Raw genomic sequence first — 11,113 nt, 5'->3', positions numbered from 1 at the left:
TGGTCGTCTCCTCCGACGGCACCGCCCAAATCGCCGAGAAGAGCCGGGACGACATTCTAGGAGGCAATGTCCCTCCGCCCGACGACGCCGACGAGTCCGATGAGTCCGGCGACGAAGACGGCGATGACGGCGGCGATGAAGACGGTGGATCCGAAGGAGAAGACGACGAAGGCCAAGAGGAGACGCCCGACCCCACTCCCCCGGGCGCGGTCACCGCACTGAACGGCGTCGGCGGCGACGGCCTGGTGTCGCTGTCGTGGGACGCGGCGCGGAACAACGGCTCGGCGCTGACCAAGTACGTGGTTGAAGGCGACGGGCGGACCTGGGAGATCGCTCCGGGACGGCGGACCTTCGATGTCGACGGGCTCACCAACGGTGAGACGTACACGTTCACCGTGACCGCCCACAACGCAGAGGGCGCCGGACCGACCGCGACCTCGGCCCCGGTGGCGCCGACGGCCGACGTGCCAGACCCGGTCGGGGCGGTGAACGCCGTGGCGGACTCGGACGGGTCGGTGGACCTGTCGTGGGACGCCGCGGACGGCCAGGGCAACACGGTGACCGGCTACCGGATCGAATCGGTCGATTCCAACGGCGGCAGCGAGGTCCTCGCCGAGACCGCCGGCACGAACCACACCTTCGCTCCCGGAGAGCTCAACACCGGGGACCGCTACTCGTTCACCGTCAGGACCCTGGCCGGGGAAGCGGCCTCCGAGCCTTCCCCGCAGTCGGAGTCCGTCACGCCGTACACCACCCCGGACGCGCCCGGTGGTCTCAGCGTCACCACGGTGAAGGACCAGGCGGGGGCGGTGAGCGCGTCCTGGAGCCAGCCCGACAACAACGGCCGGGACATCGAGCACTACAACGTGACGGCCAACGGACGGACGCAGCAGGTCACCGGCACCGAGATCACTTTGAGCGGCTACGGCGACGGCGAGCAGGTCGACGTGAGCGTGACCGCCGTGAACGAGGCCGGGGAGTCCGACGCCGCGACGGATGCGGCGAGCACGGTCGCCGCCCCCGAGATCAGCCTCTCGGTATCGGGCATCGAAGGAGAGCGAGCCGACTTGACGACCACCTACTCGGACGGTGACGGAACGGTCGAGTGCGAACACGAGAATGAATCCGAATGGGTGGGATCGGGCGATCGCCCAGAAGTCGCCAGCTCCGTCATCGGACGCGCGCTCCCGTGCAACTACTACTACTTCGATGGGACCGAGGGGTTCAGGTACACGCTGACCGTCACGATCGAGAACGTGGCCGGAAGCGACTCCGCCTCGGTGACGTTCACGCTGTGACCGGACGACCGCGATTCTGAAGACCCGGTGGGGACGAAGGGGCCCGCAGCCGATCGGCTGCGGGCCCCTGTTCTTCGCTAAGAGCCTTTCAGGCTCGAACCGAAGGGGTCGTTCTACCAGTCCTGCACGGCGCGGCGGCGGCGCGCGACGACGAACAGCACGGCGGCGGCCACCACGAGGGCGGCGGCGGCGCTGATCATGATGGTCTGCGACGAACCGGTGGTCGGCAGCTGCTCGTCGGCGGCCGGGGTCGTCTCCTCGTCACAGACGGGCTTCTCCCAGTCGAACGTACCGGGCTGGATGAACTTGCCGTCGGTGTAGGACCAGTCGATGGTGATGGAGTCGGCCTCGACCGGGACCTCGATGGTGTCGCTCTCGCCGGGGGCGACGGTGAGGCTGTACTCGTCGCCCTCGCTGGTGACCACGGTGAAGGTGGTCTCGGTGCCCTCGGCGGGGACCTCAACGTCGAAGGTGAGTCCCTCACAGGACTCGGCGACATCGAACACCGGGCAGTCGGCCGGTCCTTCCCAGTCGAAGACGCCCAGCTCTTCCTCGCCCGCGGTCACCGTGACGGAGAACTCCGAGTCAGGGTCGACGACGAGGAACGTGTGCACGAGCGGCTCTTCGACCTCGGGCTTACCGGTCACCGGCTCACCCTCGCTCGGGGTGAAGGTGAACTCGGCCAGGGCCTCGGGGTTGCTGTTGGAAGCGGTGATCGTGATGGCGAAGCAGTCGCTGGAGTAACCGACGCTCGTCTCAGGGACCTCGGGCTCGGGCTCTTCGTCGGCCTCGCAGGTGCCTTTGAACTCGACCGTGCCGGTCCGCTCGTCCTTGACGTCGTGCTGGTCCCCCTCGTAGTCCCACTCGGCGGCGACGGTGAGGCTGGCCTCTGTCGTGTCACCGGGGAAGGTCTGGACGCCGGTGAAGGCCGCGCCGTGGGGACCGGTGGCTCCGACCTGGAGGTCGCCGTCGATCGCGGGCTCGGTCGGGTTGATCGCGGTGATCACACCGTCCGGGACGTCGTCGCCTGGGGGGGCGATGAGGGTGGCCGTCCAGGTCACTTCCCAGTTGCCGTCGACACAATCTGCGGTGCCGGAGACCTCGGGGTGGTGAGCCTGCGCCGCGGAGGCGAACGTGACTGCACCGGCGAGGCCAACGACCACGCTGCCGGTCAGTCCCAGCACCCGCTTGAGGGTACGGTTCATGATGCTCCTAAATAGATGCTTTTCAATGGGGAGATCTTGGGGCGTCGCGCGATCGGCTAGAGCTTCGATCGGCGCGAGTTACTTTATCAATCAGGACACGCGCCACCGCGAGGAAAGGTCGCATAACGATTTGCTAACGGACCCCAGCGAGGTCCCAAAGGCGTTCGACGGGGTCAGAGCCCTGCTCTGAGACTCGCGGCGCGGCGGCGCAGTTGGGCGCGTTCGCGTTCGTTGTCGGTCAGTTCCGCGGCATGGTCGAATTCGGTCGCCGCCGCGGCCTTGCGCCCCAAGCGTTCGAGCATCTCTCCGCGCACGGCCGGAACCAGGTGGTAGTCCTTCAGGGACGACACGTCCGCCAACTGGTCGAGCAGGTCGAGACCGGTCTGGGGACCGAACGCGAGCCCGAAGGCGACCGCGCGGTTGAGGGCCACGACCGGAGACGGCTGGACCGACAGCAGCCGCGAGTAGAGCCCGGCGATGCGCCGCCAATCGGTCTCCTCGGCCTTGAAGGCCCTGGCGTGGCACGCGGCGATCGCGGCCTGGAGGCGGTAGGGCCCGGGGTCTTCGCTGGAAGTGCTGGTGCGGTGGAGCGTGGCCAGGCCGCGGCGGATGAGCAGGCGGTCCCACTTGGTCCGGTCCTGCTCGGGCAGCGGCACCGGGTCGCCGTGGGCGTCGATGCGGGCGCGCGTGCGGGACGCCTGGAAGTCCAGCAGGGCCGCCAGCCCGAGGACCTCGGGCTGGTCGGGCATGAGCGCGGTCAGGCGCTGGGCCAGTCGCTGGGCGTCCTCGCACAGTTCGGGGCGCATCAGCTCGCCGCCGCCGGTGGCGGTGTAGCCCTCGTTGAAGATGAGGTAGACGACCTCCAGGACGGCTTCGAGACGTTCGCCGAACTCGGCGGCGGTCGGGGCCTCGAAGGTGACCCCGGCCTTCTGGAGCTTGCGTTTGGCGCGCACGATGCGCTGGGCGACGGTGGGTTCGCCGGTGAGGTAGGCGCGGGCGATCTCGCCGGTGGTGAGTCCGGCGGCGGCCTTGAGGGTGAGGGCGGTGCGGGCCTCGACGGTGAGTACGGGGTGGCAGGCGCAGAAGATCACGCGCAGCAGCTCGTCGCCGATGTCGTCGTCGAGTTCGCTCTCGGCGTGGGCGATGGGGTCCTCGGTCTGCCCGGAGGCTTCGAGTTCGGTGGCGACGCGCGCGTACTTGGTCTTGAGGTTCTGGTCGCGGCGGATGCGGTCGACGGCGCGGCGCTTGGCGGTGACCATGAGCCAGGCGGCGGGCCGGTCGGGGACGCCGTCTTCGGGCCACTGCTCGATGGCGGCGACGACGGCGTCCGAGGCGAGTTCCTCGGCCAGGCCGACGTCGTTCACCGTGCGGGCGAGTACGGCGATGATCTTGGCGGACTCCATCCGCCATACCGCCTCGACCGTCTCGGAGACGACATCGGCCTGTGCGCGACTCATGCGGCGAGGCTACTCCTCGTCGATGATCCTCCGGACCTCGTGCACGACGTTCCAGTCCGGCACGTTCTTGCGGTGGATCTCGATCGAGCCCTTGGCGATCTCGACCGCTTCGGCCTGGCTGCGGCACTGGACGAGGAAGTAGCCGCCGACCCATTCCTTGGCCTCGGCGAACGGTCCGTCGACGGTCTTGACGTCGCCTTGGTTCAGGACGACGCGGGTGGCCTTCTCGGTCGGCTCGAGTCCGGCGCCGTCGACGAGGACGCCGTCGGCGGCGAGCTTGCCGACATAGGCGCCCATGTCCTCGAACAGCTGGGCTGGGGCACTGGACTCGTCGAGTTCGCCCTCGTGGATGACGTTGATGAGGTAGCGCATGGCCTTGCTCCTTCGGGTTGTCTTCGGCCTTCTTACCTCTGGGTCGATCGGGGCGGGGCCGATTCGACACCCGCGGCGGAACTAGTTCCGCGGGGGGTCGTATTCCTCGGCCTGGGGCTCGACGGCGTCGTCGATCTCCTCCTCGGTGAGGTACTCGCTGTCAACGAGCTCCTCCTGCCAGTTCGACTCGTCGATGCTGACCGGCTCGAGGAGGAAGGCCGGCACGAACTTGAAGCCGTTGTCGTAGGTGCCGAGGTCGTTGACCTCGGGTTCGGAGCCGCCGACGATGGTCTTGACCATGCCGGAGGCGACGCCCGCCAGGTCGCGGGTGTCCTTGAAGACCGTCTGGGTCTGGCCTTCGCCGTCGCGGATGAGCTGGATCGACAGGGCCTCGGCGTCCTGGCCGGTGATGACCGGGAAGTCGTCGGAGCCGGGGGTCAGGCCCCAGTCTTCGAGGGCGTAGATGACGCCGCGGCTGATGCCGTCGTAGGGGCAGAGGACGGCGTCGAGCCGCTCGTCCTCGTAGTAATCCTCCATCAGCCCGGTCATGCGCTCCATGGCCACGGCGCCGCTCCAGCGCTCGGTGGAGGTCTCCCCCTGCTCGGTCTGCCCGGAGAGGATGCGGATCGTGCCGTCGTAGGTGTAGCGCTCGAGGGTGTCGAGGCCGCCCTGGAAGAAGTACTGCGAGTTGCTGTCGTCGGAGGCGCCGGAGAACAGCTCGACGTTGAACGGCCCGGACTCCTCTTCGACGTTCAGGCGCTGGAGGATGTGCTCGGCTTGGAGGACGCCGACCTGGTAGTTGTCGAACGAGGCGTAGTAGTCGACGTCGGGTGTGTCGAGGATGAGGCGGTCGTAGGAGATGATGTAGACGCCGTTGTCCTTGGCGGAGGCCAGGACCTCGCCGAGGGAGCGGTTGTCGATGGCGGCGATGATGAGGAATTCGACGCCCTGGTCGACCATCCCTTGGATCTGCTCGACCTGCTTCTCGGGGTCGTCGTCACCGTATTCGAGGATGGCCTGGTAGCCGAAGTCGGTGAGCTGCTTCTCGAGGGCGGCGCCCTCGATGTCCCAGCGTTCAGAGGTTTTGGTGGGCATCGAAATACCGGTGAACCCGGTGAGTTCGGTGGTTTCTTCGCCCGCAGAGCATCCTGCCAGAGAGGTGGCGGCGACGCCTGCTGTGCCGTACAGCAATCGGCGGCGGCTGAGGTACATGGGGATGTACTCCTTCGTACGAAAAGGGGCGACATTTCCCCTGGAAACTTACACGAGACAGATTCCCAACAATTGGCTCATTCCGTGATCGAATCGTGTCCTAAGGGGCGAGTGAACCGGCTCGACCGTCGACGGCGCTGTCGCTGGAATGGCCGTCGGCACCGACGGTAGAACCTCGGTGGTCGGCGCCGTCGGCGCCCCCCGGCCGAAGCGGCGCGGCGCTCAGGTGGCGGGGGCGCATACGATTGCGGTCATGTCTGACCGCTGGGTGGAGGTCGCCGACCGGGTGTGGGTGCGGCGAAGTGAAGAGCTGGACCTCTCGCTGGGCGTGGTCGCGGGGGACGACTGCTGCCTGGTGATCGACACCGGTGTGGACGCCGACCACGGCTACGAATTCGCGCTGGCAGTGAGAGAGCTCACACCATTGCCTTGGCAGATCGCGTACACGCACCACCATTTCGACCACTGGTTCGGTACGGCGGCGTTCGGGGAGTCGTCGATCTGGGCCGTCGCCGACGGGGCGCACTACATCGGCTTCGGCGACGAGCAGCGCAAGAAGTGGGCCGCGAAGTACCGGCGGGAGGGCCGCGAGGAGGCCGCGCGCCGGATCGGGAGGTCCCGACTGGTACCGCCGAACTGCCGGGTGACCGGCGCGGTCGGCCTCAACCTGGGCGGGCGGACGGTGGTGCTGCGGCAGGTCGGGCTCGCGCACACCGACAACGACATGGTGGTGGAGGTTCCGGACGCGGGCGTCCTGTTCGCCGGGGACCTGCTGGAGCAGGGAGCCGCGCCCCAGTACGACGACGCCTTCCCCTACCACTGGCCGCAGGCGGTGGAGTACCTGCTGAGCTGGAGGCCGGGCACGGTCGTGCCCGGCCACGGCGAGCCCGGCGACTACTGGTGGGCGCGGTCGCAGGCCCGGGACCTGGCGGAGGTGGCACGGCTGTGCGGGGAGGTCGCGCAGGGGACGGTGCCCGCCGACGAGGCCGCCGCGCACTCGCCGTTCGACGCCAAGACGATGCGGACGGCCCTCGAACGCAGTCGCCTCCTGGCTCCTCCCCCGCCGATTCAAGTGCCCGAGCCGCCGCCCCCGGTCGACCAGACCGCCGCGGCGGCCAGTCCCATGGGCAATCCGGCCTTCGACATGGCCCCGTGGGCGCCGGTCTACATCTTCGACTCGATGGACTACACGGACGACGGCGAATAGCCGGCCGACGCGGAACGAATCGACGGGTTCCGAGAATGGTCGATCGTGGATTAGCCGAGCGGCTGATCGTCGAATGCGCCGTGGAGCCTGCGCAGCAGCTCGCCGAGTCGTTCGCGTTCGTCGGCGTCGAGGGTCGCGAGTTTCTCGCTGTGGTAGGCGACTCCGGCGCGAGCGGCGTCCTCAATGGCCTCGCGGCCGCGCTCGGTCATGCGGACCTTGATGCCGCGGCGGTCGGCAGGGTCGGGCAGGCGTTCGATGAAGCCGGCCGCTTCGAGCTTGTCGAGCCTGCCGGTCAGGCCGCCCGAGCTGAGCATGAGCGTCGCGCTGATCTCTTTGGGCGAGAGGATGAACGGCTCGCCCGAGCGGCGGATCGCGGAGAGGACGTCGAATTCGTTGCGGGCGATGCCGTGCGCGGCGTAGACGTGCTGGAGCTGGGCGCCGAGCTTCTCGGAGATGCGGTGGATGCGGCCGAATACGGCCATGGATTCGAGCGGCAGGTCGGGCAGCTCCCGGTGCCACTGCTCGATGATTCGGTCGACGGCGTCTGGTTCGGCCATGGGGACATTCTCGCCCACGTCGGCGGCGGCCGCTGACGTACCTCGGCGTGATGTAACTCAACTTCAAGCAGCTTGACTAAAAGTATCTTGTGACTAAGCTACTTTGTAACAAGCCATTTTGAGGAGGCACCCCGTGAGCCGCACCCGCGACATCGTCCTGACCGCCCTGGCCCCCGCCCTGTGGGGCACGACCTACCTGGTCACCACCGAATTCCTCCCGCCGGACCGGCCCTTCCTCACCGGCTTCCTGCGGGCCCTGCCCGCCGGACTGCTGCTCATAGTCCTGTCACGCCGCCTGCCGCGAGGCTCATGGTGGTGGAAGTCGGCCGTGATCGGCGCGCTCAACATCGCCGCGTTCTTCGCGCTGCTCTTCATCGCCGCCTACCGGCTCCCCGGCGGCGTCGCCGCCGTCGCCGCGGCCGTCGGCCCACTGGCCACCGCCGCCGGGACGATCCTCATCCTGCACCAGCGGGTGCGGCTGCGCACCTGGCTGCTGGCCCTGGCCGGGGTCACGGGCGTGGCGATGGTGGTCCTGACCGCCAGCGCGCGCCTCGACACGGTCGGCGCGATCGCCGGCATCGGCGGACCGGTCGCGATGTCGGCGGCCCTGGTGCTGACCAAGAGGTGGGGCATGCCGCCGAACGCCGGACCCGCCGCACTCGCCGGATGGCAGCTCACGGCCGGCGGCCTGCTGCTGGCGCCGCTGCCGTTCCTGGCCGAAGGCGGCATGCCGCAGCTCACGGCGGCGAACGTGGGCGGCTACGTCTACCTCGGACTGGTGGGCACGGCCCTGGCTTACTGGCTGTGGTTCCGGGGCCTGGGCCGACTCTCGGTGGTCCCGCTGAGCTTCCTGGGCCTACTCTCACCGCTGACCGCCGCGCTGCTGGGCTGGCTGGTATTGGGCCAGACCCTCACCGCCTGGCAGACCGCGGGATTCGCCCTGGCCCTAGGCGCGACGGTCGCCGGCCAACTGCACACCCGCCCGCGCACCCCGGCTGCGCCCACGATTCTCAAGACCCCCGAGCTGTCCAACGCATAGCGCGGGCCACGCCGAGTTCAGTACAGAGCCGACGGGGCCCGGCATTCCCACCGGTCTCGGTCATGGCCTGGTCGGATCAACCGATCTGACGTCTTTGAACTCGGCGAATCCGGTGTCCGCGCTGGCGACCGTAAGTCCATGCTCGATCGCCAGTGCCACAAGATGGGCATCAGGGATCAGCTTCGCAACCGGCCGCTCAGTTCTCATGATGCGATCAAGGATGTTCTTGTGGCCCGGTCCAGGAATCGGTATCCAAGAGGCCGGGCTCGACAGCCATTCGTCGACCTGGCCCCAGCTCTGCTCCGTGGTGGCCGGGGTTCGGAAGATCCTCGGGTTGGTGGTGATCCTCATGAACCCCAGGAGGGTCTCCCAAGGCAGGCCGACAGTCTTACCGCGGCCGTTCAGCCGTTCCTCCAGCCATTCCAGCGCGGCCGCATGTCTCGGTTGGTCAGGATCCACCGCATAGACGAGGACGTTGACATCGACCAGGAACACTACTTGTAATCCTCGCCCTCAGCGAGAGCGAGCATCTCTGCCGTATTGGCCTGATACGGGAGCACCTGTCCGCCGAGATCCATCGGAGTCGTCCAGACGCTCCTCTCCTCGGCACGGTCGCCGGGGCCGTCCCACGCGTCAAGGCCGAGGTTGAGGATCTGATTGATCGCTTCCTTGAAGGTCATATGCCGCTCCGCCCGCAGCCCTTCAATACGGACCGCAATGCTGTCTTCGATGGTCACGGTAGTTCTCATACATCAATTCTTACACGAATTGATGATTTGATGCTAAGAAATCGAGGATCACAAGCAGATCAGACACGCCGGAGTCAGACCATCTTCTTCTTGTAGGCGCGCATCGCCAGTGGGGCGGTGACGACCAGGATCACCACGGCCCACACGGCCGTCCAGCCGAGCGGCTCGGCGATCGGTCCGTCGGAGAGCAGGCCGCGCATGGCGTCGGCCAGATGGGTGACCGGGTTGACGTTGGCCCAGGTCTCCAGGACGCCCGGCATCGTCCGGACGTCCACGAAGGCGCTCGAGGTGAACGTCAGCGGCATGATCACTACGAACGCGTAGATCTGGACCTTCTCCTCGGAGTCGGCCAGGACCCCCATGAGCACCGACACCCACGAGATCGCCAGCGCGAAGGCCACCAGGATCACCGCCGCCAGCAGCGCTCCGAAGACGCTGCGCAGTTCGAAGCCCATCAGGAGCCCGAGGCCGAGCATCACGATGATCGACCAGACCTGCTTGAACATGTCGGCGAAGATCTTCCCGGCCAGCGGGGCCGAGCGGGCGATCGGCAGGGACCGGAAGCGGTCGTAGACGCCCTTGCGCAGGTCGGCGTTGATGCCGGTGCCGGTGTACATGGTCAGGAAGATCGCGTTCTGGGCGATCAGGCCGCCCAGGACGTACTGGAGGTACTCGGTGGTCGACCCGGCCATCTGCCCGCCGAAGACGTACACGAACAGCAGCAGGAACATCACCGGCGACAGCGAGAGGTCGACCAGCTCGAACGGGTTGTGCTTGATGCGGACCATCTGGCGCCAGGCCATCGAGAGGATCTGGCGGACGGTGTCGGCCGGGTTCGGGCGCCCGGCCACGTCGGCGGTCGGGGCGTCGAGAGCGGCGGTCGTCATTGCTTCTCCTCTTCGGCCTCGGCGGCCTGCTCGTCTTCGTCCGACTCGGCGCGGTGGCCGGTGAGGGTCAGGAACACCTCGTCGAGGCTGGAGAGCCCGAGGTGGAACTCGGCCAGCGCGACCCCGCGGGACTGGAGCTCGGCGGCCAGGCGCGGCATGATCGTCTCCTCGTTGACGCCGACGGTGATCGCCGGGCCCTCGATGACCGGGTCGAGGTCGGGGGCGGTCTCGGCCACGATCGAGCGGACCTGGTCGATCCGGTCGGGGTCGTCGGGCTGGATGCGCAGCGACTGGCCGCCGACCTTGGCCTTGAGCTGGTTCGGCGTGCCGGTGGCGATGACCTTGCCGCGGTCGATCACGGCGATCTCGTCGGCGAGCTGGTCGGCTTCCTCCAGGTACTGGGTGGTCAGCAGGACCGTGGTGCCGTCGCTGACCAGGGACCGGACCAGGCCCCACAGCTCGCCGCGGGCGCGCGGGTCGAGGCCAGTGGTCGGCTCGTCGAGGAAGAGGATGCTGGGGCGCCCGACCAGGCTCGCGGCCAGGTCGAGGCGGCGGCGCATGCCGCCCGAATAGGCTTTGACGGCCTTCTCGGCGGCGTCGGAGAGCTCGAACTGGGCCAGCAGCTCGCGAGCGCGGGAGCGCGAATCGCGGCGGCTCATGCCCAGGAGCCTGCCGATGAACAGCAGGTTCTCCTCGCCGGTGAGCAGTTCGTCGACCCCGGCGAACTGGCCGGTCAGGCCGATGAGGTTGCGGACGCGGGCGGCGTCGCGCACGATGTCGAAGCCGCCGACGCGGGCGGTTCCGGCGGTGGGCTCGGAGAGGGTGGCGAGCATGCGTACCGTGGTGGTCTTCCCGGCCCCGTTGGGGCCGAGGATGCCGAGCACCGTGGCCGAGCGGGCCGCCAGGTCGACGTGGTCGACCGCGATCAGGTCGCCGAAGCGTTTGGTCAGCCCCTCGGTTTCGATGGCGTTGTCCTGCGACACGTCGTCCTCCTTCGGATTCGTTCGCAATGCCGGGACCGGCTGGACTCCGGTTTCCCGAGGCGGGGACGGTGCGGCCCCCGCATCTCATGATCATGCAACGCCGGTCCGACACTCGACCGCGTTTCGGCCGGTACGCGTGTGTTGGGA

12 protein-coding genes are annotated in these 11,113 nt (G+C 68.1%); 3 read left to right on the top strand and 9 right to left on the bottom strand.

The features are described from left to right. Nucleotides 1-1,298, top strand: a 1,298-nt coding sequence (locus JFB92_RS16700) for a fibronectin type III domain-containing protein (protein WP_199041352.1), incomplete at its 5' end; no start/stop codon positions are given. A gap of 113 nt (nucleotides 1,299-1,411) precedes the next feature. On the opposite strand, the gene JFB92_RS16695 is transcribed toward JFB92_RS16700, so the two are convergent. The 4 genes from JFB92_RS16695 to JFB92_RS16680 all read right to left on the bottom strand — a co-directional run bounded on the left by JFB92_RS16695 (nucleotide 1,412) and on the right by JFB92_RS16680 (nucleotide 5,427). Then, nucleotides 1,412-2,503 (bottom strand): LPXTG cell wall anchor domain-containing protein, encoded by a 1,092-nt coding sequence (locus JFB92_RS16695; protein WP_199041349.1) that lies wholly within the window; start codon nucleotides 2,501-2,503, stop codon nucleotides 1,412-1,414. A 173-nt stretch (nucleotides 2,504-2,676) separates the two neighbouring features. Next, entirely contained in the window at nucleotides 2,677-3,960 is a 1,284-nt protein-coding gene (locus JFB92_RS16690; RefSeq protein WP_199041346.1) for an RNA polymerase sigma factor, read from the bottom strand. A gap of 9 nt (nucleotides 3,961-3,969) precedes the next feature. Further along, nucleotides 3,970-4,332 (bottom strand): YciI family protein, encoded by a 363-nt coding sequence (locus JFB92_RS16685; RefSeq protein ID WP_199041343.1) that lies wholly within the window; start codon nucleotides 4,330-4,332, stop codon nucleotides 3,970-3,972. A gap of 81 nt (nucleotides 4,333-4,413) precedes the next feature. Beyond that, nucleotides 4,414-5,427, bottom strand: a complete 1,014-nt coding sequence (locus JFB92_RS16680; protein WP_199041340.1) for a substrate-binding domain-containing protein — start codon at nucleotides 5,425-5,427, stop codon at nucleotides 4,414-4,416. 370 nt (nucleotides 5,428-5,797) lie between these two features. Between JFB92_RS16680 and JFB92_RS16675 the strand changes: the two genes are divergently transcribed. After that, a complete protein-coding gene (locus tag JFB92_RS16675; RefSeq protein ID WP_199041337.1) occupies nucleotides 5,798-6,751 on the top strand; it encodes an MBL fold metallo-hydrolase in 954 nt (317 codons plus the stop codon). A 50-nt stretch (nucleotides 6,752-6,801) separates the two neighbouring features. Here JFB92_RS16675 and JFB92_RS16670 read toward each other — a convergent pair whose 3' ends face one another. Beyond that, complete coding sequence (locus JFB92_RS16670) at nucleotides 6,802-7,308, bottom strand: MarR family winged helix-turn-helix transcriptional regulator (RefSeq protein WP_199041335.1); 507 nt, start codon at nucleotides 7,306-7,308, stop codon at nucleotides 6,802-6,804. Nucleotides 7,309-7,441: 133 nt separating this feature from the next. Between JFB92_RS16670 and JFB92_RS16665 the strand changes: the two genes are divergently transcribed. After that, nucleotides 7,442-8,347, top strand: coding sequence for an EamA family transporter (locus JFB92_RS16665; RefSeq protein ID WP_199041332.1), 906 nt, complete (start codon nucleotides 7,442-7,444; stop codon nucleotides 8,345-8,347). Nucleotides 8,348-8,407: 60 nt separating this feature from the next. Here the strand turns inward: JFB92_RS16665 and JFB92_RS16660 are convergent, their stop codons facing one another. The 4 genes from JFB92_RS16660 to JFB92_RS16645 form a co-directional block, all read right to left on the bottom strand. Beyond that, a complete protein-coding gene (locus JFB92_RS16660; protein ID WP_199041329.1) occupies nucleotides 8,408-8,842 on the bottom strand; it encodes a TA system VapC family ribonuclease toxin in 435 nt (144 codons plus the stop codon). Next, a complete protein-coding gene (locus JFB92_RS16655; protein ID WP_199041326.1) occupies nucleotides 8,842-9,084 on the bottom strand; it encodes a hypothetical protein in 243 nt (80 codons plus the stop codon). Before JFB92_RS16655 ends, JFB92_RS16660 begins: the two co-directional genes overlap by 1 nt. Nucleotides 9,085-9,170: 86 nt before the next feature. After that, nucleotides 9,171-9,983: an ABC transporter permease gene (locus tag JFB92_RS16650; protein ID WP_199041323.1), complete on the bottom strand. Its 813-nt coding sequence runs from the start codon at nucleotides 9,981-9,983 to the stop codon at nucleotides 9,171-9,173. Then, on the bottom strand, nucleotides 9,980-10,966 hold the full coding sequence (locus JFB92_RS16645; RefSeq protein WP_199041320.1) for an ATP-binding cassette domain-containing protein: 987 nt from the start codon (nucleotides 10,964-10,966) through the stop codon (nucleotides 9,980-9,982). Before JFB92_RS16645 ends, JFB92_RS16650 begins: the two co-directional genes overlap by 4 nt. Nucleotides 10,967-11,113 lie beyond the last annotated feature (147 nt).

This window comes from Glycomyces salinus (assembly GCF_016428645.1).
GTDB lineage: Bacteria > Actinomycetota > Actinomycetes > Mycobacteriales > Micromonosporaceae > Glycomyces > Glycomyces salinus.
This window is presented reverse-complemented; position numbering and strand designations above follow the sequence as displayed.

Coding starts and splice junctions, on each gene's coding strand:
- JFB92_RS16695 (WP_199041349.1), bottom strand. CDS start 2,503: ATGAACCGTACCCTCAAGCGGGTGCTGGGACTGACCGGCAGCGTGGTC.
- JFB92_RS16670 (WP_199041335.1), bottom strand. CDS start 7,308: ATGGCCGAACCAGACGCCGTCGACCGAATCATCGAGCAGTGGCACCGG.
- JFB92_RS16685 (WP_199041343.1), bottom strand. CDS start 4,332: ATGCGCTACCTCATCAACGTCATCCACGAGGGCGAACTCGACGAGTCC.
- JFB92_RS16680 (WP_199041340.1), bottom strand. CDS start 5,427: ATGCCCACCAAAACCTCTGAACGCTGGGACATCGAGGGCGCCGCCCTC.
- JFB92_RS16650 (WP_199041323.1), bottom strand. CDS start 9,983: ATGACGACCGCCGCTCTCGACGCCCCGACCGCCGACGTGGCCGGGCGC.
- JFB92_RS16690 (WP_199041346.1), bottom strand. CDS start 3,960: ATGAGTCGCGCACAGGCCGATGTCGTCTCCGAGACGGTCGAGGCGGTA.
- JFB92_RS16675 (WP_199041337.1), top strand. CDS start 5,798: ATGTCTGACCGCTGGGTGGAGGTCGCCGACCGGGTGTGGGTGCGGCGA.